18 protein-coding genes are annotated in these 22,027 nt (G+C 58.9%); 13 read left to right on the plus strand and 5 right to left on the minus strand.

The annotated features are described in order from the left end of the window. Positions 1 to 149 precede the first annotated feature (149 nt). Positions 150 to 617 (minus strand): hypothetical protein, encoded by a 468-nt coding sequence (locus AB5Z25_RS08060; RefSeq protein WP_148331335.1) that lies wholly within the window; start codon positions 615 to 617, stop codon positions 150 to 152. 277 nt (positions 618 to 894) lie between these two features. Between AB5Z25_RS08060 and AB5Z25_RS08065 the strand changes: the two genes are divergently transcribed. Beyond that, the gene (locus AB5Z25_RS08065) at positions 895 to 1,326 is read left to right on the plus strand and encodes an Hsp20/alpha crystallin family protein (RefSeq protein WP_368135264.1); all 432 of its coding nucleotides are present in this window, start codon (positions 895 to 897) and stop codon (positions 1,324 to 1,326) included. Between the two features lie 82 nt (positions 1,327 to 1,408). Here the strand turns inward: AB5Z25_RS08065 and AB5Z25_RS08070 are convergent, their stop codons facing one another. Beyond that, a complete protein-coding gene (locus AB5Z25_RS08070; RefSeq protein ID WP_368135265.1) occupies positions 1,409 to 2,218 on the minus strand; it encodes an MBL fold metallo-hydrolase in 810 nt (269 codons plus the stop codon). A gap of 48 nt (positions 2,219 to 2,266) precedes the next feature. On the opposite strand from AB5Z25_RS08070, the gene tilS reads away from it, so the two are divergent. The 5 genes from tilS to AB5Z25_RS08095 all read left to right on the plus strand — a co-directional run bounded on the left by tilS (position 2,267) and on the right by AB5Z25_RS08095 (position 8,997). Further along, positions 2,267 to 3,805: a tRNA lysidine(34) synthetase TilS gene (tilS, locus tag AB5Z25_RS08075; protein WP_368135266.1), complete on the plus strand. Its 1,539-nt coding sequence runs from the start codon at positions 2,267 to 2,269 to the stop codon at positions 3,803 to 3,805. Positions 3,806 to 3,953: 148 nt separating this feature from the next. Then, positions 3,954 to 4,502, plus strand: a complete 549-nt coding sequence (hpt, locus tag AB5Z25_RS08080; protein ID WP_368135267.1) for a hypoxanthine phosphoribosyltransferase — start codon at positions 3,954 to 3,956, stop codon at positions 4,500 to 4,502. Between the two features lies 1 nt (position 4,503). Then, entirely contained in the window at positions 4,504 to 6,636 is a 2,133-nt protein-coding gene (ftsH, locus tag AB5Z25_RS08085; RefSeq protein WP_368135268.1) for an ATP-dependent zinc metalloprotease FtsH, read from the plus strand. Positions 6,637 to 6,825: 189 nt separating this feature from the next. Then, complete coding sequence (locus AB5Z25_RS08090) at positions 6,826 to 8,010, plus strand: pyridoxal phosphate-dependent aminotransferase (RefSeq protein WP_368135269.1); 1,185 nt, start codon at positions 6,826 to 6,828, stop codon at positions 8,008 to 8,010. Positions 8,011 to 8,175: 165 nt separating this feature from the next. Next, the gene (locus tag AB5Z25_RS08095; RefSeq protein ID WP_368135270.1) at positions 8,176 to 8,997 is read left to right on the plus strand and encodes a phosphatase; all 822 of its coding nucleotides are present in this window, start codon (positions 8,176 to 8,178) and stop codon (positions 8,995 to 8,997) included. A 65-nt stretch (positions 8,998 to 9,062) separates the two neighbouring features. On the opposite strand, the gene rlmD is transcribed toward AB5Z25_RS08095, so the two are convergent. Then, positions 9,063 to 10,511 (minus strand): 23S rRNA (uracil(1939)-C(5))-methyltransferase RlmD, encoded by a 1,449-nt coding sequence (rlmD, locus tag AB5Z25_RS08100; RefSeq protein WP_368135271.1) that lies wholly within the window; start codon positions 10,509 to 10,511, stop codon positions 9,063 to 9,065. 339 nt (positions 10,512 to 10,850) lie between these two features. On the opposite strand from rlmD, the gene AB5Z25_RS08105 reads away from it, so the two are divergent. The 4 genes from AB5Z25_RS08105 (at position 10,851) to AB5Z25_RS08120 (ending at position 15,645) form a co-directional block, all read left to right on the plus strand. Continuing rightward, positions 10,851 to 11,711, plus strand: coding sequence for a transporter substrate-binding domain-containing protein (locus AB5Z25_RS08105; RefSeq protein WP_368135272.1), 861 nt, complete (start codon positions 10,851 to 10,853; stop codon positions 11,709 to 11,711). 150 nt (positions 11,712 to 11,861) lie between these two features. Then, the gene (locus tag AB5Z25_RS08110) at positions 11,862 to 12,515 is read left to right on the plus strand and encodes an amino acid ABC transporter permease (RefSeq protein WP_438265566.1); all 654 of its coding nucleotides are present in this window, start codon (positions 11,862 to 11,864) and stop codon (positions 12,513 to 12,515) included. Continuing rightward, positions 12,508 to 13,272, plus strand: a complete 765-nt coding sequence (locus AB5Z25_RS08115) for an amino acid ABC transporter ATP-binding protein (protein ID WP_368135273.1) — start codon at positions 12,508 to 12,510, stop codon at positions 13,270 to 13,272. The genes AB5Z25_RS08110 and AB5Z25_RS08115 overlap by 8 nt, the downstream gene beginning before the upstream one ends. A 297-nt stretch (positions 13,273 to 13,569) precedes the next feature. After that, positions 13,570 to 15,645 (plus strand): elongation factor G, encoded by a 2,076-nt coding sequence (locus AB5Z25_RS08120; protein WP_368135274.1) that lies wholly within the window; start codon positions 13,570 to 13,572, stop codon positions 15,643 to 15,645. A 127-nt stretch (positions 15,646 to 15,772) separates the two neighbouring features. On the opposite strand, the gene AB5Z25_RS08125 is transcribed toward AB5Z25_RS08120, so the two are convergent. Continuing rightward, the gene (locus AB5Z25_RS08125; protein ID WP_368135275.1) at positions 15,773 to 16,756 is read right to left on the minus strand and encodes a DNA/RNA non-specific endonuclease; all 984 of its coding nucleotides are present in this window, start codon (positions 16,754 to 16,756) and stop codon (positions 15,773 to 15,775) included. Between the two features lie 119 nt (positions 16,757 to 16,875). Beyond that, positions 16,876 to 17,886 carry a LacI family DNA-binding transcriptional regulator gene (locus tag AB5Z25_RS08130; protein ID WP_368135276.1) on the minus strand — a complete coding sequence of 337 codons (1,011 nt, stop codon included), beginning with the start codon at positions 17,884 to 17,886 and terminating at the stop codon, positions 16,876 to 16,878. Between the two features lie 415 nt (positions 17,887 to 18,301). Between AB5Z25_RS08130 and AB5Z25_RS08135 the strand changes: the two genes are divergently transcribed. From AB5Z25_RS08135 to fsa, 3 genes are all read left to right on the plus strand, one after another. Continuing rightward, positions 18,302 to 19,774: a PTS fructose transporter subunit IIC gene (locus AB5Z25_RS08135; RefSeq protein ID WP_196033257.1), complete on the plus strand. Its 1,473-nt coding sequence runs from the start codon at positions 18,302 to 18,304 to the stop codon at positions 19,772 to 19,774. A 144-nt stretch (positions 19,775 to 19,918) separates the two neighbouring features. Further along, the gene (locus AB5Z25_RS08140) at positions 19,919 to 21,193 is read left to right on the plus strand and encodes a class II D-tagatose-bisphosphate aldolase non-catalytic subunit (RefSeq protein WP_006235615.1); all 1,275 of its coding nucleotides are present in this window, start codon (positions 19,919 to 19,921) and stop codon (positions 21,191 to 21,193) included. A 125-nt stretch (positions 21,194 to 21,318) separates the two neighbouring features. Continuing rightward, positions 21,319 to 22,002, plus strand: a complete 684-nt coding sequence (gene fsa / locus AB5Z25_RS08145) for a fructose-6-phosphate aldolase (protein WP_006235616.1) — start codon at positions 21,319 to 21,321, stop codon at positions 22,000 to 22,002. Positions 22,003 to 22,027 lie beyond the last annotated feature (25 nt).

Raw genomic sequence — 22,027 nt, forward strand, 5'->3', positions numbered from 1 at the left:
AGGCCAGGGCGCCGCTGACCGGTGGACGGCACCGAGCCGTACGCTTGAACTTGGAAGGGGGAGGCCTCGCGGCCTCCTCCTTTTTGCGTTTATGGGGCGTAAATGACTCTATTACACCAGACGATCTTATCGTTTTTGGTATTGAGCCTTTATTTAAAGAAGATAAATCGAATAACAAGGGCAACTGCTATGGCCACAATGATCAAAAGCAGGATTGTCAGTCGATGCTGCTTGCGTCGTTTACTTGATGAAACGAAGATTGATTTTCCCTGTTTTGGCGTTTCGAGATAGCGAGCCGAATGCGTCAAGGTTTGCTTTGGTCGAGGACCTCTTTGTTGATGAGTGGCGGATGCTTTCATCGGCTCATCACTAGCTGCGCTGTTTTTAGATAATGGTGCGTCTTTCAGATATACAGGGTCTCCCGAGGCGACGCCCATATGTTTACGCCCCGTTTGGGCATCCTCGAGTGTTTGATATCGATTTCTCGTCACATACTCGGGCTCCGGATCATTAATGGGCTCTTGCGAGATGTGGGGACGATGGAACCGTGGCGGCTGCGTGGAAGTATCTTCCCCCTGCGTCGGCATAAACATTTTGTTCTGGTTTTGGTCGTCCATGATGCCCTTTAGCTCGTTACCAACAACGTGTACGCGCTCATTGTAAGCCCCTTGTTATTTGTAGCTGGGGACATACTCGGTATTTAAGCTCTGGTTCAAAGAACCTTAACCTTCCTAAAACCTAAGTCATACGCACTTAGATATGCTTATAGTACTGGACTCAAAAAACTTTATAGTCGATGTATATATGAGCACTGGGTGGGCATATATAAGAGCGTCAAAAGAAGTCCCAGTCACCTGGAAGATGACTCGGCAGTCCTATAAAGGAGTGGTAAACATGGCAAGCATGGTTCCTTATCGTTCGGTTTTTGGCGTTCGTCCCTCTGCAAGCTCGCTGTTCGATCTGTTTGATGATATGAGCGACCTAGCGAACAGCTCGATTGCCTCTAAGGCGTTCCCCGTTGACGTTGAGGATAAGGGCGATGGCTATGAGGTCAAGGCTTATCTGACCGGCGTCGCCAAGGACGATATCGATGTCGAGCTTAACGAGGGCCGTCTGTCCATTAGCGTGAATGTCGAGGAAGACGAGGGGAACGAGGGCAAGAACTTCCTGCAGAAGGAGTTCAGCTCGTACAGCGCGACGCGTGGCGTGTATCTTAAGGACGCTTCGAGCGAGGGCCTCTCGGCTAAGTACGCTGACGGCATCCTGACCGTTACGGTTCCCAAGATCGTCGAGAAGAAGAACGTTACGAAGATCTCCATCGAATAACTTCGTTGGTGTTCTTCGCTATTAAAAGACAACAAAAGGGGCTGGGAAGCGATTCCCGGCCCTTTTTGTTGTTTAGGACAGTCTATTGAATGGTTGCCGGTTGATACTGACTCGCAGGGCGTATCGAGAGTTTTCGCGATCCTTGGAGAAGGGTTGCGGAGCTGCCGACCTCGTCATCCAGGGTTGCGGCCAGAGCTTTGGCATAGCTTTTGACGGTAAGGCTCGGACGATTGTTATCTTGGCTGATATGCATGGCAATGAGCTGTTCGGTGCGATCGGTAACAAGTTCGCGCGCGGCTTCGGCGGCTTGGCCATTGGAGAGGTGTCCCCTTTCAGACAGGATGCGCTCCTGAAGAAAGCGGGGATATTCTCCCTCGCGCAGCATGGTCACATCGTGGTTGCTTTCGAGTGCGAGGACTCGACAATCTTTGAGGGTGTTCATGGCTTGGCTCGATAGCTCTCCGGTGTCGGTGGCAAAGCCGATGGAATCATCGAGGGTGTCGAATCGATAGCCGACTGGATTGATGACATCGTGTGACGTTGAGTAGGTTTGCACGTGGATGCCGGCAATGGATAGGGTGTCACCGGGATCGAATTCCTCGACAGGCAGATGCGAAAGATTTTCTTTGCTCGAAAGAGTGCCCCTGCTGGCAAAGAGGGGGCCGTGCCAGTGCTTGCACCAGACATCGAGGCCCTTGATGTGATCGCTATGCTCATGAGTAATGAGAAGAGCCGAGACGTTGTCTGCCGAGAGCCTCAGTTCTGCCATGCGCTTTAATGTCTCGCGGCGAGACAGTCCGTCATCGACCATAATGAGCCCCTGCGGGCCCTCGATGAGTGCGCAGTTGCCTTTAGAGCCACTGCCGAGGATATGAAGGTGCAGACGAGACATAAGATTCCAAAGGATACAATGGGTGCGGACGAATAGAGGAGGAAGCAAATGCCTACGGTATCTCAGCATTATGGACACCATGCCGTGCCTGGGGCAGTCGATGAGACCCGGACGAGGCAGCAGGCTGCTCCTGTCGTGCTCATGGTATCAGGCGGCGCGGACTCGACGGCACTGCTTCTTATGGCGTGCACATCAAAGCTGGATATCCAAGACGGACGCGGTGTTGCCCCCATTGCTCGCGAGCGCCTGCATGTGCTGCATGTAAACCATCATCTGCGCGGCAAGGCGTCCGATGGCGACGAGGCCTTTGTGCGTGAGCTCTGCGCGCAATATGGTTTACCGCTGTGTGTGGAGCACGCTTATTTTGATGGGGAGTCGGGCAATATTGAGGCCGCGGCCCGCGAGGTGCGCTATGCCGCGGCGCGGAGGTATGTTCGCGAACTCTGCGCCCAGACGGGGGCGCCGCGAACGGCGGCTCGTATCTGCACCGCGCACACGTCTTCGGATCGCGCGGAAACGTTTTTGATGAACGCGATTAAGGGTTCGGGGCCCGCTGGTCTATCGAGCATTCCTCGCCGGAGGAATATCGTGGTGCGTCCCTTGCTCGACCTAACTCATGGCGAGCTTGTGGGCTATCTACAGGTACATGGTCAGCCGTGGCGTGAAGACGAGAGCAATGAGGATATCTCGTATCTGCGAAACTACGTGCGCCATCGGGTAATGCCAGTGGTGGCACAGCGTAATGCGAGCGTGTGCAAGACGATTGGCGCCGCCTGTGAGATCTTGGGTGACGAAGACGCGTTTCTATCCCAGCTGTCGGCGCAGGCGTTTCGAAGCTGCCTGCGCAAGGAGGCGGCGGGCGCGCTAGTGCTCGATGCCAGACGCCTTGCTGCGGCCGAGGTGGTAATCGCGCGGCGCATCGTGCGACTGGCGATCAAACGCATCGATCCGGACGCTCGTCCAGAGATGCGACATGTGGAGCGAGTCCTTTCCTGCGTTGCCGAGGGCGCCGGCTCGGTCACGCTTCCGGCGGGAATTGACGCACGCGTCGAATTTGGCATGCTGGCGTTTAAGGCTCCGGTGGCTCGCGAGGGCCTGGTCGCGGACTGGGTTACCGTACCCGGTCGTTTGCCGTTGGGCGGGGGACGTATGCTGGTCGCAGAGCCGATGGCCGTTGAACCGGGATGCGATATCGTGCGCCGCGCCCGTGAGCTTGCGGCTGCCGGGGAAGTGGCAGCTTTGGTAGACGCGGCTGCCCTGGGTTTTGCCGACAGCGATAGTGAGCGGATCCTGGCGGGCTCACGTGGCGAGATCCCTGCCGAGGCGCGATCGGCGCGCCTGTGGGTGGACGGTCCCGCACCGGGAGACGTGATGTGTCCGTTAGGGATGAGTGGCCGAAGCAAGAAGGTATCTGATTTGCTAGGCGAGGCCCGCATTCCCGTTTCCGAGCGCGCCGGCGTGCCCATGGTGAGGACGGCGCCGGGAGGTGCCGTGGTGTGGGTCGTCGGAGTTCGCGCGGACGAGCGTTTTAAATGCACGGCCGCAACGCGCGTGGCATATCTGCTTCGTGTGGTCGATGCGGAATAGCACTTCGCGCGAGCTATTCTGTGCGACGTTGACGGTATTCCCGCGCTGATGGCGCACGTGCTGGTAAATATACCCCGTGCGCTGCTAGAATGTGTAGTTCGCGTCCATGCGGCGGTGTGTGGGCGATTAAGCACAAGAAAGGGTTGTCATGGCTTCTCAACATCCGGATATCGAGAAGGTTCTGTTTACACAGGAGGATATCGACGGTATCGTCTCTCGCTTGGGCGAGCAGATTACGCGCGACTACGCGGGTAAGGATCTGGTGCTGATCGCGGTTCTGCGCGGCGCAGTTGTCTTTATGGGCGATCTGATGCGCAAGATCGAGCTGCCGACCAACATCGATTTCATGGCTGTTTCGAGCTATGGCGACGGTGTGAAGTCTTCGGGCATCGTGCGTATCATTAAAGACCTGGATATCGACATCCGTGGTCGCGACGTGCTGATCGTCGAGGACATTCTGGACTCGGGCCTGACCCTCAAGTACCTGATGAAGAACCTCGAGAGCCGCAAGCCCGCTTCGCTGGAGGTCGCTGCCTTCCTGTGGAAGGACGTTGAGAACCGTACCTCGGCCATCACGCCCAAGTATGTTGGAACCCATTGCCCCGATGCCTTTGTGGTGGGCTACGGCCTCGACTATGCCGAGCGCTATCGCAACCTTCCGTATCTGGGCATTTTGAAACCGGAGGTTTATTCGTAAGATGCCCGACGACCGTAACGACAACAATTCCCAGACTCCCCGGGACCCAAGGATCCCGGGGGTGCCCGGAGGCAAGAAGCCCACGCGTACGGGCTGGCTGTATTTTCTTTTGGCTTGCGCGCTTCTGGGCTATGCCTTCTTTAATATGGGCTCCGGCTTTGCCAACTCCAGCAATACCGTTAAGCTCGCGACGAGCGAGATGGTCAGCGCCATCAAGCAGGATCGCGTCGAAGATCTGACCTATACGGTTCAGGACGGAAGCGTGACGGGTCATTACTGGAAGACGAAAAAGGACAAGGGCGACACGAGCGAGCTCAAGAGCTTTTCCTCGACCTATGTCGGTTCCGATTCGCTTGCCGAGCTCATGGCGGAGCACCCCGACACCAAGTATATCGTCAACACCAACGACCCCGATTTTTGGGGCGATTTGGCGATGAGCGTGCTGCCGACGATTGCCCTGATCGCCATCATGTTCTACTTTATGCGCCAGATGATGGGCGCCAATAATAGGAACATGCAGTTTGGCAAGACCAACGCCAAGACCAACGAGGCCACGCGCCCCAAGGTCAAGTTCGAGGACGTTGCTGGCGTGGATGAGGCGGTCGAGGAGCTCGAAGAGATTCGTGACTTCTTGAGCGACCCGGATCACTATCGCAAACTGGGCGCCAAGATTCCCCGCGGCGTGTTGCTGGTGGGCCCTCCGGGTACCGGTAAGACGTTGCTGGCCAAGGCCGTTGCCGGCGAGGCGGGCGTGCCGTTCTTTAGCATCTCGGGTTCCGACTTTGTCGAGATGTTCGTGGGCGTCGGCGCCAGCCGCGTGCGCGACCTTTTTAAGGAGGCCAAGTCCCAGGCTCCGTCGATCATCTTTATTGACGAGATCGATGCCGTGGGACGTCAGCGCGGAGCCGGTCTGGGCGGCGGTCACGACGAGCGCGAGCAGACGCTCAACCAGCTGCTGGTCGAGATGGACGGTTTTGAGGAAAGCGAGTCGGTCATCCTGATCGCCGCAACCAACCGCCCCGATATTCTGGACCCGGCATTGCTGCGCCCCGGTCGTTTTGACCGTCAGGTCACGGTCGACCGCCCGGACGTAAAGGGCCGCGAGCAGATCTTGCGCGTGCATGCCGAGAACAAGCCGATGGACGAGGACGTTAAGTTTGAGAAGCTCGCCCAGATGACCGTTGGCTTTACCGGTGCCGATTTGGCGAACCTACTCAACGAGTCTGCGCTGCTGGCCGCTCGCCGCCATCGTTCCGTGATCTCGATGGACGAGGTCGAGGAGTCGATGGAGCGCGTGATTGCCGGACCGCAACGCAAAGGTCGTGTGATGACCGAAGCCGAGCGCACCACGATTGCTTACCATGAGAGCGGCCATGCCCTGGTGGGTCACATCCTGGAGCACTCCGATCCGGTTCATAAGATTTCGATTGTCAGCCGCGGCCAGGCTCTGGGCTACACGTTGCAGCTTCCGCAGGAGGATCACTTCCTCAAGACCAAGAACGAGATGCTCGATGAGCTTGCCGTGTTCTTGGGCGGCCGCGTCGCCGAGGAGCTCATGTGCGATGACATCACGTCGGGCGCGAGCAACGACCTGGAGCGCGCGACCAAGATGGCGCGCGAGATGGTTACGCGTCTGGGCATGAGCGAGGAGCTGGGCACGCAAGTGTTTGGCGAGGCGCAGCATCAGGTGTTCCTTGGTCGTGATTACGCCGATCACCAGGATTACTCCGAGGAGACGGCGCGCCGCATCGATATCGAGGTTCAGCGCATCATGCGCGAAGCCCATCGCCGTGCGGTCGAGATTCTGGATGCCCGTCGCGATCAGCTCGATTTGATGGCGAAGGTGCTGCTTGAGCGCGAGACCGTCGAGGGCGACGCCGTGAACGCCCTGCTCGACAACGAGTGGGATGCCTACCTTGAGCGCGAGGGCGATATCCTGGCGGCCAAGGAGGAGCGTAATGCCAAAGCGGCCGGCATGCCGACCAAGAAGCGCGCGCCTCGCATGAGTGAGGAGGAGCTGGCGGCTGATGCCGCGGCCTTTGCGCAGGCGGCCATGCAGGAGGATGCCGAAGCCGCATCCGATGCTGCCTGCGATGACCGTGCCGTCAACGCCGATGCCGACACCGACAAATAGCCCTTGTAACAAAAGCCTCCGCGGGGAAACCTGCGGAGGCTTTTCCTTTTGGCCGATATGGGGCCGTCTGTTGATTGGGGACAGACTTAAATGAGCGTTTTCACGCATTTAAGTCTGTCCCCAATCAACATTGCTGCGGCACTTTGCTCGGCTAAAGCGTACAATAGCGCCTATGCGAAAGGGGAACAGATGATCAACGAAACTATGTATGCTCGCGGTGCGGAAAGCTCCATCATCCGCGAGATCTTTAGCTATGGTCTTGAGCGCAAGGCGCAGATCGGTGCGGAGAACGTATTCGATTTTTCGCTGGGCAACCCGAGTGTTCCGGCGCCCGCTGCCGTGGCGGAGTCCATTAAGAAGGCCTTGGAGCTGCCGAGTGACCAGCTGCACGGTTACACCCCTGCACCGGGCCTGCCGCAATGTCGAGCAGCCGTTGCCGAATCGCTCAACCGCCGCTTTGGCACGAGCTATGAGGGCAAGGACGTCTTTATGACGGTGGGCGCCGCGGCTTCGCTCACCTGCACGCTCAACGCCGTTACAAATCCGGGCGACGAGGTTATTGTTATCGCCCCGTACTTTCCGGAGTATCGCGTGTGGATTGAGAAGGCCGGCTGTACGTGTGTTGAGGCGCTCGCCGATGAAGACACGTTCCAGCTGAGCGTGGACAACGTACTCAAGGCGATCAGCGATAAGACGGCGGCCGTCATTATCGACTCGCCCAACAATCCGACCGGTGCCGTGTATACGCGCGACACGCTGACGCGACTGGCCAATGTTTTGCGCGAGGTCAACGCCAAGCGCGATCCCGAGAATCCGATTGTCCTCATCTCGGATGAGCCGTATCGCGAGATCGTGTACGGTGCCGAGGTGCCTTGGGTACCCTCGATCTACGAGAACACCGTGGTGTGCTACTCGTATTCTAAGTCGCTGTCGCTGCCTGGTGAGCGCGTGGGCTGGATCTTGGTTCCCAACACCAATCCGCAGGCTGCGCGTCTGATGCCGGCTGTTGCGGGTGCTGCCCGTACGCTGGGTTTTGTATGTGCACCGGCGCTCTTCCAGCGCGTGATTATCGATTGCATCGATGAGCCGAGCGATATCGAGGCTTATGCTCGCAACCGCACGGCGCTCACCGACGCCTTGGCGGACTACGGCTATACCTATGTTGAGCCGGATGGTGCTTTCTACCTGTGGGTGAAGGCGCTCGAGCCCGATGCGAATGCGTTTTGCGAGCGCGCAAAGAAGTATGAGCTGCTTGCGGTGCCCTCGGACAGCTTTGGCATGCCTGGTTGGTTCCGCCTGGGCTATTGCGTGAGTTACGAAACGATTATCAATTCGCTACCCGCTTGGAAACAGTTGGCGGACGACTATCGTTAAAAGTAAAGCGCTCTGCTTACAATGTTTTACGTGAAACGGGGTTTGGTGTTAAGCCAGGCCCCGTTGTCATGGACGTTGTGTCGTTGGGATGGAGCGGTTTTACGACCATCGAATGCTATGCGTACAATGAATATACGCGACGGCCACACCGGATAAGGAGACCCGATGCCCTACCTTCTTTCTTGTGACATTCATACTCATACGCTGTTCTCCGCGCATGCATATTCGACCATTGAGGAGAATGTGTACTGGGCGGCAGAGCGTGGCCTGCAGGTGCTCGGATCTGCCGACCATCTGAGCTCTATGGTTACGGCTTGCCCTAATGACCTGCGCAGTTATCAGTTCTTTATCAACCAGAATATCTGGCCGCGCATTTGGAGCGGCGTGCTGGTGCTGCGTGGTGCCGAGGCCGATATCGTTTCACTGGACGGAAGCCTGTTTGGCGAGGACACTCCTGTCACGCTCGATATCGCCGGCGATTCGTACAGCCGCCAGCATTCGCTGTTCGATTTGGTTACGCGCAATTTGGATTATTTGGTTGCAAGCGTGCATAATCCGCAGATTGCTGAGGGCGCAACGATGGCCCAGACGACCGAGATGTATATCAACGCCCTGGAGCACCCCAAGGTGTTCATGCTGGGTCACACGGGGCGCTCGGGCGTGCCGTTCGATATCGACGAGGTGCTGTTGGCTGCTAAGGCCAAGCACAAGATTATCGAGATCAACAACCATAGTCTTGAACATGGTGTCGACACTGAGCATTGGGCCGTATGCCGCAAGATCGCCGAGCGCTGCGCCGAGCTGGGCGTGGGCATTGGCGTGTCGACCGATGCCCACATTGGCATGGCCATTGGCAAACTCGACCAGGCGCGCAAGATGCTCGACGAGATTCACTTCCCGCTGGACCTGATCGTGACGCGCGACCGCGAGACGCTGCTGCGCGAGATGGCGGCGGCCGGCGTGTGCGACCTGCGCAAGGGGATGTAGCGGAATTTATAAACCAAGTGAAGGGGGCGGCCCAGACGGGTCGCCCCCTTTCTTGTGCCGGTGGATTAGCGGCGTTCGAGGACTGCTACGGTTTCGGTGTGGTCGGTGTGGGGGAACATGTCGACGGGCGTGATCTTGAGCAGGCGATAGCCTCTGTCGAGGAGCTGGTGCAGGTCGCGCTCTTGGGTTACGGGGTTGCAGCTGATATAGGTGATGCGGCGCGGCTTAAGTGCGCAGGCAGCTTCGAGGAACTCAGGGGTAGAGCCGGCGCGCGGCGGATCGATGGAAAGGACATCGACCCGCTCGTTGTTGTCGGCGGCATCCAGGATGTAATCGGTGGCATCGTCGGCCATAAACCAGGCGCTGCGGGTAAGACCGTTGAGCTCGGCATTGCGGCGTGCGTCGGCAATGCCCGCCGGGTTGCGCTCCACGCCGAGCAGTATGATGCCGATCCCCTTGTTCTGGGCATCTTTAGCTGCGCAAAGACCGATGGTGCCGCTGCCGCAGTAAGCATCCATGAGCACATCGCCCTGGTGCAGATCCATGCCGTCGATAGCGAGCTGGTAGAGCAGCTCGGTCTGTTGCGGGTTGGTCTGGTAGAACGCGGTGGGGGAGATATCGAATTCGCAGCCGAGCAGCTGGTCGCGCATGCACTCGGCGCCATATACAATACGGGTTTCCTCGCCGAGGATGGCGTTGCCGGGACGTCCGTTGATGTTTTGGGCGACGGTGACGATACGCGGATCGAGTGCAGCGACGGCCTCAAAGAATTCCTGCGCATGCGGCAGGTCGCGCTGGGCGGTCACGAGGGTGACCATGATCTGGTCGGTGCGCCAGCCGCAGCGAACGACGGCATAGCGAAGCAGCCCGAGATGTTTGTCTTCGTTAAAGGCGGGAATGTGCAGGCGCTCGGCCTCGCGCGCGATGCCGTTGAGGATCTGTCGGGCGCCCGGTGCCTCGACAGGGCATTCGGGAACAGCAACGATTCTGTGCGTGCCACGTTCAAAAAAGCCGCATCGAACAGAGCCCTCTTTGCCGGGGGCAAAGGGAGTGGCGGCCTTATGGCGAAAACCGCGTGGCGCAGGATATTTGCCTGGGTCGCCCAGGGTGACTCCCATACCGCGAATGGGGTCGACGCTAATACCCTCGCGCTCGCAAAGAGCAGCAAAAAGCTCCTCCATAGCAGCCTGCTTGGCCGCCAGCTGCTTCTTATAAGGACGATTGAGCGCCGTGCACCCGCCGCAAGCTCTCATAATGGAACAGGGAGACTTGGGGTCCACAGCCTTATGAGCGGACCGGGACGACTCTTTATGCGAATGCTTGGAACGAGCTTGAGGTGCCTTATCCTCGCTCCGACGAAAGCTGGGGCGCTTGGCCTTAGCCTTGCCCTTGGCCGACTTACCTTTCGCGTCCTGAGACGACTTGGATTTCTTGGAAGATTTTTTCTCCTCCGGCCCCTCAGCCGCCTCGATCAAAGCACGACGAGCCTTACGCTCCGCACGAGATTCTGCCATCAATAACTCCACTAATTCATGAATTAAAGCTGCAAGTATTGTAGCGTGCCAGGCCAGCAGACGATATACAAGCGGTTTAATCGTGTCAGTGATAAGCCCAACGACGGTTGCCCGCCGCGTGAGGGGTGTGGGGGTTAAGTTTATCGCGAGTTCCGCACGAACAGGAGGCCACTTAATGTGGCCTCCGTCGTGAGCAGGACTGTAGAGCAGGAAACTTAACCCCCACACCCCTCACGCGGCGGGCAAACCCTCCCTTGTACTTTATCAAGGTAGAGTGTATGATTCTGGTCGTTACATGATTCACTTTACTTAACTAAAGTGCCACCAAGGGGGAATACCATGAATACCGATATGTCTCGTCGTCAGTTTGTTGGTCTAGCCGGCTCGTTTGCCACGGTGCTCGGCCTTGGTCTTGTCGGCTGCGGCGGTGGCGCCGGCAAGGGCTCCGCTGCTGGCTCTGCCGCGGCCAAGGATGTGAAGGGCGCTGCGGAGTCCAAGAAGCTCGTGGTGGGCTTTGACAAGTCCTACCCTCCGTACGGCTTTGTGGGTGACGATGGCGAGTACACGGGCTTTGACCTTGACCTTGCCAAGGCTGTTGCCGATAAGCAGGGCTGGGATGTCGATTACGAGGCCATCGATTGGGATGCCAAGGACACGCTGCTCAATTCGGGCGCCATCAACTGCATCTGGAACGGCTTTACCATGGAGGGCCGCGAGGACGACTACACGTTCTCCGAGCCGTACATGCTCAACGAGCAGGTGCTGGTGGTCAAGAAGGATGCGGGCATTAAGAGCTGGGATGACGTTGCCGGCAAGACGGTGATTACCCAGACCGATTCCGCTGCGCAGGATGTGCTCGAGGGTGACCAGAAGGATTTGGCGGCAACATTCGCCACGTTCGACACCATCGGCGAGTACAACACGGCCTTTATGCAGCTCGAGAGCGGCGCGGTCGATGCCGTGGCCTGCGACCTTTCGATTGCACAGTATCAGCTTGCCGCCAAGCCCGATGCCTATACGCAGCTTGATGAGCCGCTGTCCAGCGAGCACTACGCTGTCGGCTTTAAGAAGGGCGACACCAAGTCTGCCGATGCCGTGACCGAGTCGCTCAAGGCACTCTATGAGGACGGCACGGTCAAGGACCTCTGCGACAAGTATTCAAGCTACGGTCTTTCCTTCGACAACTGGGTTTTGAAATAGCGGCTTTCCCAGGCACCCGATTTTGCCGTTCAAACCGTCGCTTGCGTACATTTAGTACGCGGCGCTCCTCTTTCACGGCAAACTTGGGCACCTGGAAAACCCGCTTTAGCATTGGGTTTACTGTTCTGTTGTCGTGAAAGAGAGCTTGGGTTGTCTATTCAGGTCATGATGCAGATGCTTGGCCAGGGATTCTTGGTCAGCTTGCAGCTGTTTGTGTTGACGCTGCTCGGGTCGATTCCGCTGGGAATCCCCGTGGCGTTTATGCGCATGAGCAAAATCGCGCCGCTTCGCTGGATCGCGCGTATCTATATTTCGGTGATGCGCGGCACGCCGCTCATGCTGCAGATGTTTGCCATCTACTTTGCCCCGTACTACGTGTTCGGCATCTCGCTCACGCCCGATTCCAAGTGGACGGCGTGCGTTGTGGCGTTCATCATCAACTACGCCGGCTACTTTGCCGAGATCTATCGCTCGGGCCTGCAGTCCATTCCGCGCGGTCAATATGAGGCCGCCGAGGTGCTGGGCTATTCGCGCACGCAGACGTTTCTGTATATCGTGATGCCGCAGGTCGCCAAGCGCATTTTGCCGGCGATGGGCAACGAGATTATCACGCTGGTCAAAGACACGTCGCTGGCGTTTGCCATCGGCGTGGGGGAGATGTTCTCGACGGCCAAGGCGCTGGTTGCCTCGCAAGTGAGCATGGTGCCGTTTGCCATTGCGGCGCTGATCTACTGGGTCTTTAACTTTGTGGTCGAGATGATGCTGGGCGCTGCCGAGAAAAAATTGGATTACTACCATGATTAATTCGGTAATGAATATATCGAACGCGCGCAAGGCGTTTGGCGGCAATGAGGTGCTCAAGGATATTTCGCTCGAGGTCGAGCGTGGCGAGGTCGTGGCGATTATCGGGCCTTCAGGTGGCGGCAAGTCCACGCTGCTGCGCTGTGCCACGCTGCTCGAGACACTCGACGGAGGCTCGCTCTCATTTGGCGATCTTGCCGTCGCGACGGATGCGGGTTCGGGCGCGGTGTACGCAAAGGGCGATGTACCTAAACAGGCGCGCTCGCGGTTTGGTCTGGTGTTCCAGAACTACAATCTGTTCCCGCACTATACCGTGATGAAAAACATCATCGACGCGCCGATCCGCGTGCTTAAGCGCCCGCGCGAGCAGGCGGAAGCTCGTGCGCATGAATTGATTGCTCAGATGGGGCTTGTGGGCAACGAGAACAAGGTTCCGTGTGAGCTTTCGGGCGGTCAGCAGCAGCGCGTGAGTATTGCCCGCGCCTTGGCGCTCGACCCGGAGATCTTGTTCTTTGACGAGCCGACCTCGGCGCTCGATCCCGAGCTGACGGCTGAGGTGCTGCGTGTCATTAAGGACCTCGCTGCGCAGAACATGACGATGGTGATCGTGACCCACGCGATGCAGTTTGCGCGCGATGTTGCCGACCGTGTGGTCTTTATGGACGGCGGCCGCATTGTCGAGGAGGGGCCTGCCGAGCAGGTTATCGACCATCCGCGCGAGCAGCGCACGCGTGAGTTCTTGAGCCGTATCGAGGGCTAAGCTCAGCTATGTATTGAGAAGAAGCCGCCGCGGGTCTTATGGACTGCGGCGGCTTTTATTTGTATCGATGGGGTTTAATAATCGCCTGGCATACTTGCTCTGTCCTCTCGCCGCCTGTATTCATACGAGCGCCGAAAGGTGTGCATGGACGGTCGCCCGTGAGGGTAGGGTGGTGGCATAGGACATTTGGAGGGTGAGTCGGCTCGGCTGCCGACCATGCTGCTCCCGGGATGGCACCGACCGCGAACTCTCCCCGTTGGCGTCGCGCATTGCGCGCGGCCCTGCAAGGAGGTCATCATGGGTGCTCCCCAGACCGGTAACGTAAGGAACGTGGTGCTCGTAGGCCAAGGCGGGGTGGGCAAGACTTCACTCGCCGAAGCCATGCTCCACCTTTCCGGCAAGACCGCCCGCCTGGGCGGCCACGACGGCACCAAGCCCACGCTCGACTATGACCCCGAAGAGGTCAAGCGTGCATTTTCCATCTCGACGACCATCGCGCCGATCGACTGGAAGGGCGCGCGCATCAATGTGCTCGATGCCCCGTGCTACCCCGATTTTATCGGCGACGCCTTTGCCGCGATGAGCGTCTGCGAGACGGCTCTGTTTGTGGTCGACGCCGAGGCCGGCCCGCAGCCTACGACGGTTAAGCTCTGGTATGCCGCCGAGGACCTGCGCCTGGCGCGTGCGGTGTTCGTAAACCGCCTGTCGCGCTCCGAGGCCAGCTTTGCGACCACGATGGACCTGCTGCAGGAGCGCTTTGGCACGCGCCTGGGCGCCGTGACCCTTCCCTGGGGCGAGGGCGAGGACTTTGACGGCATCATCGACCTGGTGCGCATGAAGGCGCGCCATTGCAACGGCACCGAAGCCGTTGAGTCGGAGATTCCCGAGGAGTATCGTGCCCAGGCCGAGGAGGCCCATGACCATCTGTGCGAGCTGGTGGCCGAGGCTGACGACGAACTGATGATGAAGTACCTGGAGGGCGAGGAGACGCTGACGCAGGAGGAGCTTGAGGGCCTGCTGTCGAAGGCGATCGCCGAGCGCATCTTTGTGCCGGTCTTTGCGGGCGATTGCATTAAGGAGCAGGGCGTCAACTCGCTGATGGACGACATCGCGACGTACTTCCCGGCGCCGACCGACTACGGCGAGATGCCGCTTATCGACGGCGATTCGCTCAAGATTTCAAGCGACGATGATCGTCCGGTGGCGTTTGTGTTTAAGACCCTGGCCGATCCGCAGCAGGGTCGCATCAGCTTTATTAAGGTGCTGACGGGTACGCTTGAGCCAGGCCTTGAGCTGGTCAACGCGCGCACGCGCAAGGGCGACCGTCTGGCTCACCTGTATGTGATGTGCGGCCGCGACATGACCGAGGTCGGTCACGCCTATGCCGGCGACATTATCGTGGCACCCAAGCTGGCGGCCGAGACGGGCGATACGCTCTCGATTACCGGCAAGGTCGAGGCTGCGGCGTTTAAGTTCCCCAACTCGCAGTACCGCATTGCCATCGAGGCCGAGAATCGCGGGGACGAAGAGAAGCTCTACACGTTTATCGAGAAGGCCTGCAAGGCCGATCCGACCATGAGCATCGATCGTGACGAGGAGACCGGCCAGACCATTATCTCCGCCGTGGGTGAGGCGCAGGTTTCGGTGCTGCTCAACCGTTTGGAGGACCGTACCAAGGTCGTGGCCAAGAGCGTGCCGATCCGCATTCCGTATCGCGAGACCATCCGCCGCACGGCGAGCGCCCAGGGCCGCCACAAGAAGCAGACCGGTGGTGCCGGTCAGTACGGCGACTGCTGGCTGCGCGTGGAGCCGCTTATTGGGCCCGACGGCACGAGCGACGGCTACGAGTTTGTGGATGAGGTCGTAGGCGGCCGCATTCCGCGCTCGCTGATTCCCGCCGTGGACAAGGGTGTCCAGGAGACCATGAAGGACGGCATCATTGCCGGCTACCCGCTCACGGGCATTCGCGTGGCTGTGTACGACGGCTCGTATCACAGCGTCGACTCCAACGAGATGGCGTTCCGCGCGGCAGCTCGCATCGGCCTGCGCAAGGCATGTGCCGATGCCGACCCGGTGGTGCTGGAGCCCATTGAGGAAATTACGGTGACCATCCCCGAGAGCTACGCCGGCGCTGTGATGGGCGACATCTCGGCATCGCGCGGTCGCGTGACGGGCATGGAGACCGATGAGCGCGGCGACACCGTGGTCATCGCCCAGGCACCTCTCGCCGAGCTGACGGATTATTCGACGCGCCTGCGCTCTATCACGCGCGGCACGGGTGACTTTACCATGAAGCCCGCAGGCTATGAGCAGGTGCCTTATGACGTTCAGGCCAAGCTGGTCGAGCGCTATGAGGAGGGCCGCGCCAAGTAGCACGTGATTTTGTCTGCAATGTAGGTGCTGACGAAAGGGCCGCCCTGGGTAACCGGGGCGGCTCTTTTTGATTCCTTGGGGACGGAGGAAAACGGATCATTTAGGCTTTGGGGCAGCTTGGTCGGTCCTAGTCTCCCGAGGCCTGATTGCGGCCGGTGGTGTAGTCGATCTGCACGTGCGGCTGCAGGTTGTAGCAATATACGTGGAAGCAGAGGGTCTTGCCGTGGTCCTCGACCGATTGCGCCTCAAGGCGCATGCCACGGCAGACAAGTTCCTCTTCGTTATACATAGGCGTGACGCGGTAGAGCACATGGTTGCCCGTATCGCGAATATAGTTGAGAATCTGCTCTTCAAACGGCAGCATGCCCGTCTCGTTGAGATAGCGCGTGCCGGTGAGGAGATTTTTGCGGTTGGCGTTTTCGCCGCAGAGCGACCAGGCGATAAGGTGACAGCGGTTGTAGAGGCTCTGGCCCGGAATAAAGTCGTAGCGCTGCTGGCGCCATCCAGCGGGATGGATACGCGAGATATCGCCGCGCTCGCCTTGACCGAGCGATTCGGGGCCCACACAGGCGAGCGCTTTGCGGGTGCGGCCCAGGCTGTCGAGTTTGGAGAACTTCTTAAAGCAACCCTCTTCTGCAGCGCGCTCGTATTCATCGAGCGTGAATGATGGTGTGCCTAGCGGGTGCGTGCTGTCGGCGCGAAGGGCAACGTAGGGGTTGCCGGCGTAGTCGGGAATGCTGCTGAGATAAACACCGCGGGCGCGGTTGAGGTCGGGGTTTTCGACCTCGTCGATGGGGGTGGCGGCACTGTCCGCGGAAACGTCGTCATCGGTGTCGGTTGCGGCGGAATCGGAGCCATCGCCAGAGTCTTGGCCGTTTTGAGGGTCTGAAGAGCTCACTGTTCCCGATTCGAGCCGGGCAACCAGGTCTGCCTCGTCGTCGGTGCGGCTGGGGCTCTCGTTTTGTTTTTCGGCCAGAGCCGCCGCCTGTTCATCGCTTTGCGGCGACAGCAGCTTGGGAGCTCCGTCGAGCGATCCCGTAAACAGCGCAAACCCCAACGCCAGGGCGGTGCCGATGGAAAGTACTTGCTTGTAGGCGGGCTTGTGCGACATTGAGGCTCCTGGATGGACGGTTGGGAATCTACCAGTCTAGCAGGAGCCGGCAGGGGCCGTTCTGTCGAACAAATACTCAAGATTTGGGATAGACGCTACTGATTCATTTGTCCCGCGTTCTAGATCGAGGTGGAGTCGAGCCAGTTAAGCTTGCACTCGAGAATGCGCTGCTCGCCGGGTTCGCTGCTGCCGTCAAGTAGGGCGAGCAGCATCTCGGCTGCTTCGCGACCTTCTTGGTCGACGGGCTCGATGATGGTGGAGACGGTCGGCGTGGTGAGATTAGTCCAGTCTTCGCAGTTGAGTCCCAAAAGGCCGATTTGCTGCGGAAGCAGATGGGCCATTGGCTGGAGGGCCTTGTAGACACGGGGAAGTGCCCACTGATTTTGCACGAAGATAAGGGTTCGCTTGGCGGGATTGAACTTGAATTTAAAGTACTCGGTAAGCTCGTTGATTGACGGCTTGTTGTGATCGATGGGAATCGCTTTGTAGAGCTGCCCGTTCGCTGCCAGCGCCTCGGCATACCCCTGAAAACGCTCCATGCGGGTGCGCATTTCGGTCATGTTGGCGGCAATGGAAAAGAAATCTTCGTAGCCGGCGTCGAGGAGTGCCTGTGTGGCGTTGTACACGCCGTCGTAAAGGTTGGTTTTGATCCAGCTGGTACCTGGGCTATAGATGGCCGCATCGAAAAAGACGACCGGCTTGCCGGCGCGTCTAATGCGGTCATGCACGGCTTTGAAGTTTGCCGTGGGCTGGATGATAAAGCCATCGACGCCCAGCGAGAGCATCTTGTCGACGTACATGAGCTCGGTCTCGGGGTTAAAGTTGCTCGTGCAAACGACCGTCTGGTAGCCCGCGGGGAGCATGACCTGCTCCATGCCATTGAGAACGAGCCCCGCCCATTTGTTGGTGTTATCCAAAATGATGATGGCAATGACGTGGGTTTGCTTGCCGGTGGGCGTCTGCGCTTGGGCGTTGGGAACGTATCCGAGTTCCTTAATGACGCGCGCGATTTTGTTCTGCGTCTTCTCGCTAAGCTTTTCTCGTTTGTCGTTGAGGTAATACGAGACGCTTGCCGTCGAGGTTCCCGCCTCTCGAGCGACGTCTGCGATCGTAACGCGCTGTTTTGCCACAGCGACTCCTTCCGACAGATGAGCATTTTCCAACATGATGACTTTGAGTCTTGGTGAAGGATACGCTTCGGTGAGCGGCTTTTTCCTTTCATATGAGTATGCAACAAATGCGGCATACGGGTGGGGTCGAAATTTGTGACCGGCATGCGCATCTGCCGTCTACCGAGAAAATCAAATACTTCTTGACTTTTGAAATCGAGGGCAAAATCGCAGGATTCATTTTTGGTTAAACGCATAACTAAATCGCATAACCAACGCTCTGACCTGCGCGTTTACCGAAATAAGCTGGCATTAAGAAAAACGAGCACCTATATTGTTCTTGTCGAAAAGACAGCAAGTCCAAACGGCAGGGGATGCTCCGGAGGCCTCCGCAAACGGTGTCTTGCGCACGCAACTCTATGAAAAGAGGGAAGCAATGAAGATCGTAGGCGTTGCCGCCTGTACTGTGGGTATCGCCCACACGTATATGGCCCAGAAGGCGATTCAGGATGAATGCGCCGCCCGTGGCATCGAGTGCAAGGTCGAGGCTCAGGGTGGCCTGGGTATCGAGAATGAGCTCACGCAGGAAGACGTGGACTCCGCCGACCTGGTCCTGGAGTCCGTCGACGTGGGTGTCGAGAACGAGGACCGTTTTGAGCAGAAGATGGCCGAGGGCAAGTTCCTGAAGGTCGGCACCTCGGATGTAATCGCCGATCCGGTAAAGATCATCGACCAGGCCATTGAGATCATCAAGGCGACGGGTGGCGCCGTTGACGCGCCCAAGGCCGAGGCCAAGGCAGAGAAGAAGGCCGTCTCCGCTGCCCCGCAGGCCCCGACACCGGCGTCCAAGCAGTCTATCTTTGCCGATCCGGGTAAGACGCTGCTCAATGCATTCAATACCGGCGTTTCCTATTTTATCCCCATCGTCGTTATCGGCGGCGTGTTCCTCGCCTTCTCGCTGGCATCCGGTACCGCCGGCGCCAACGGCATGGAGGTTACGAACCCGCTGATGGTGAGTCTTAACACCATCGGCATGGCCGGCATCTCCATGATGATTCCGGTGCTTGCGGCATACATCGCCTACTCGATGGCTGGCAAGCCCGCGCTCGCCCCCGGTTTTGTCCTGGGCTACCTGGTCAACAACGCAGTCGTTACCCCTAACGGCAACAGCGTTTCGACCGGCTTCTTGGGCGCCATGATCATGGCGGTCATCTGCGGCTACTTTGTCCGCTGGATGAAGACCTGGAAGGTCAACAACACCATCCAGACCATCATGCCCATCCTGATCATCCCGATTCTGACCTCGCTTGTCCTGGGCATGGCCTATATCTACATCCTGGCCACGCCGCTTGGCTTTGTGATGGACTGGCTCACCGGCGTGCTCGGCAGCCTGCAGGGCGGTTCCGCAGTTGTCCTGGGTCTGGTCATTGGCGTTATGACCGCCTTCGATATGGGTGGCCCCATCAACAAGACCGCCTCGACCTTCACCATGGCCATCATGGCCTCCGGTATCTACGGTCCTAACGGTATGTTCCGCGTCGCCGTCGCCGTTCCCCCGATCGCCTGTGGTCTCGCTGCGCTCATCGCCAAGAACAAGTTCGATGACGCCGACCGCCAGATGGGCATCTCCGCGCTGTTCATGGGCTGCATCGGTATTACCGAGGGCGCTATCCCCTTTGCGGTCAAGGACCTCGGTCACACCCTTCCCGGCATCTGCATCGGCTCTGCCGTGGGCGCGGCGCTCGCCGCCTTCCAGGGTATCGACTGCTACGTCCCGCACGGTGGCTTTATCGTCGCCCTTGCCACCAACAACGTCGCGCTGTTCTGCCTGGACATCGTGATTGGCGCCGTGGTCGCCGCTGCAATCCTGATTGCCATGAAGCCCACGCTCGACAAGCAGGCCAAGTAAACCTTTAAGGACTCCGGTTGTGCGGAGGGATGGATTTGACTCCGCACAACCGCCCCTACACAACAAAATCCATCCGTACTGATAGGGCCCGCATCTGGGTCCCAGGGAACTTTTGTCAAAAATCCTCTGGAGAAGGAGAACAAAATGTCCAACCTCACCATCCGCCAGGCCGTTCAGGGCATGCTCAAACTGCAGGATAGCGGCGATCACGCAACCATGGTCGGCATTGGCCCCATGAGCCCCAACCTGATTCAGGCCGTGTTCGAGCTTGCCAAGGACGAGGATTTCCCGCCCATGTTTATCGCCAGCCGCAACCAGGTCGATATGGACGAGATGGGCGCCGGCTACGTCAACGGTTGGGACCAGACGCGCTTTGCCGCCGACATCAAGAAGGTCGCCGACGAGGTGGGTTACACCGGTCCGTACTACCTGTGCCGAGATCACGGCGGTCCGTGGCAGCGCGACGAGGAGCGTAACGCCCACCTGCCCGAGGACGAGGCCATGGAGCTCGCCCGCAAGTCCTTCGTCGCCGACATGGAGGCAGGCTTTGACCTGCTGATGGTCGACCCCACCAAGGATCCCTATCAGATCGGCAAGGTTATTCCGCTCGACGTGGTGCTTCGCCGCACGATCGATCTTATCGACTACCTTGAGCAGTACCGTCGCGAGCATAACCTGCCCGAGGTCGCCTATGAGGTCGGTACCGAGGAGACCAATGGCGGCTTGACCTCTACCGATAAGTACGAGGAGTTCATTTCTCAGCTGCAGCCCGAGCTCGAGAAGCGCGGCTGCCCCATGCCCACCTTTATCGTCGGCCAGACCGGCACCCTTACCCGCTGGACGGAGCAGGTCGGTCACTACAACTTCAAGAACGCCCGCGAGCTTGCCGATATGGCCAAGCGCTATGGCGTGGGCCTGAAGGAGCACAACGCCGACTATCTGGACGACGCGACGCTGCTCGAGCACATCCCGGCACACGTGACCGCCTCCAACGTCGCTCCGCAGTATGGCACCGAGGAGACCCGCGCCTACCTCAAGCTCTGCGCCACCGAGCAGATCCTGGTCGACAACGGTCTGTGCGATGACCCCTCCGACCTGTATCACACGCTGCTGGTCAAGGCTATCAAGACCGAGCGCTGGCGCAAGTGGATGACTGGCGACGACGTCAACCTGCAGGTCGATGACATCCTTGCCGACGATGAGCTCAGCCTGAAGATCCTAGATGTCTCCGGCCACTATGCGTTCAACGATCCCGAGGTCAAGGAGCAGGTCGAGAAGCTCTATCGCAACCTCGCTGCCCAAGACATCGACGGCAAGCGCTTTGTGATCGAGCACATCAAGCGCCCGATCAAGCAGTACGTCGTCGGTCTTAACCTCAAGGGCGTCACGAGCCGCATCGAGAAGGCTCTCGAGGACTAAGTAGCTTTTCCTACACGACGCCGGGCCTGGGGCATGTCCCAGCCGCAGGCCCGGCACATAGGACAAAGGGACATCCCCTTTGTCCTATTTTTTGAGTTTTGGATTCCTTCGAAGGAGTTTGCACCATGAAGTTCTTTATCGATACCGCCAATCTGGACGAGATCGCCGAGGCCAAGAGCTGGGGCTGCCTGGCCGGTGTTACCACCAACCCGTCCCTGTACGCCAAGACCGGCGGCAAGCTTGCCGACTTTGAGCCGCATATGCTCAAGATTGCCGAGCTCTGCGAGGGCCTGCCCGTTTCCGCCGAGTCTACCGCTACCACTGCCGAGGGTATGATCGAGGAGGGCAAGCGCCTTGCCGCCCTCGCCCCCAACATCGTGGTCAAGCTTCCCGTGTGCGAGGCCGGCCTTGCCGCCTGCCGTGCGCTGGCCGATGCTGGCGTGCGCGTCAACATGACGCTCGTCTTCTCGCCGACGCAGGCCCTTATGGCCGCCAATGCCGGTGCTCGCTACATCAGCCCGTTTGTCGGTCGTTTCGATGACATCGCCGAGGACGGTATCTCGCAGCTCGACAACGTCGTGACCTGCATTAAGAACTACGACTGGACGGGCAAGAACGTCGACGACACCGTCGAGATCATCACCGCCTCGGTTCGTACGCCCAACCACGTGACCCAGGCCGCGCTACTCGGTGCCGATATTGCGACCGTGCCCATGGCCGCTCTCAAGAAGTGCCTGCATCATCCGCTGACCGACCAGGGCCTCGCCTCTTTTGAGGCTGACTGGCAGAAGGTCGTCGCTCAGGCTTAACGAGTGGATTGCCCCGGCATCGCGT

This window comes from Collinsella aerofaciens (assembly GCF_040910325.1).
In the GTDB taxonomy this organism is placed as follows: Bacteria; Actinomycetota; Coriobacteriia; order Coriobacteriales; family Coriobacteriaceae; genus Collinsella; species Collinsella aerofaciens_BL.

What these genes read in the sequence shown, in the direction of transcription:
- AB5Z25_RS08060 (WP_148331335.1), bottom strand. Translation starts at nt 617, where the DNA reads ATGGACGACCAAAACCAGAACAAAATGTTTATGCCGACGCAGGGGGAA.
- AB5Z25_RS08065 (WP_368135264.1), top strand. Translation starts at nt 895, where the DNA reads ATGGCAAGCATGGTTCCTTATCGTTCGGTTTTTGGCGTTCGTCCCTCT.
- AB5Z25_RS08070 (WP_368135265.1), bottom strand. Translation starts at nt 2,218, where the DNA reads ATGTCTCGTCTGCACCTTCATATCCTCGGCAGTGGCTCTAAAGGCAAC.
- tilS (WP_368135266.1), top strand. Translation starts at nt 2,267, where the DNA reads ATGCCTACGGTATCTCAGCATTATGGACACCATGCCGTGCCTGGGGCA.
- hpt (WP_368135267.1), top strand. Translation starts at nt 3,954, where the DNA reads ATGGCTTCTCAACATCCGGATATCGAGAAGGTTCTGTTTACACAGGAG.
- ftsH (WP_368135268.1), top strand. Translation starts at nt 4,504, where the DNA reads ATGCCCGACGACCGTAACGACAACAATTCCCAGACTCCCCGGGACCCA.
- AB5Z25_RS08090 (WP_368135269.1), top strand. Translation starts at nt 6,826, where the DNA reads ATGATCAACGAAACTATGTATGCTCGCGGTGCGGAAAGCTCCATCATC.
- AB5Z25_RS08095 (WP_368135270.1), top strand. Translation starts at nt 8,176, where the DNA reads ATGCCCTACCTTCTTTCTTGTGACATTCATACTCATACGCTGTTCTCC.
- rlmD (WP_368135271.1), bottom strand. Translation starts at nt 10,511, where the DNA reads ATGGCAGAATCTCGTGCGGAGCGTAAGGCTCGTCGTGCTTTGATCGAG.
- AB5Z25_RS08105 (WP_368135272.1), top strand. Translation starts at nt 10,851, where the DNA reads ATGAATACCGATATGTCTCGTCGTCAGTTTGTTGGTCTAGCCGGCTCG.
- AB5Z25_RS08115 (WP_368135273.1), top strand. Translation starts at nt 12,508, where the DNA reads ATGATTAATTCGGTAATGAATATATCGAACGCGCGCAAGGCGTTTGGC.
- AB5Z25_RS08120 (WP_368135274.1), top strand. Translation starts at nt 13,570, where the DNA reads ATGGGTGCTCCCCAGACCGGTAACGTAAGGAACGTGGTGCTCGTAGGC.
- AB5Z25_RS08125 (WP_368135275.1), bottom strand. Translation starts at nt 16,756, where the DNA reads ATGTCGCACAAGCCCGCCTACAAGCAAGTACTTTCCATCGGCACCGCC.
- AB5Z25_RS08135 (WP_196033257.1), top strand. Translation starts at nt 18,302, where the DNA reads ATGAAGATCGTAGGCGTTGCCGCCTGTACTGTGGGTATCGCCCACACG.
- AB5Z25_RS08140 (WP_006235615.1), top strand. Translation starts at nt 19,919, where the DNA reads ATGTCCAACCTCACCATCCGCCAGGCCGTTCAGGGCATGCTCAAACTG.
- fsa (WP_006235616.1), top strand. Translation starts at nt 21,319, where the DNA reads ATGAAGTTCTTTATCGATACCGCCAATCTGGACGAGATCGCCGAGGCC.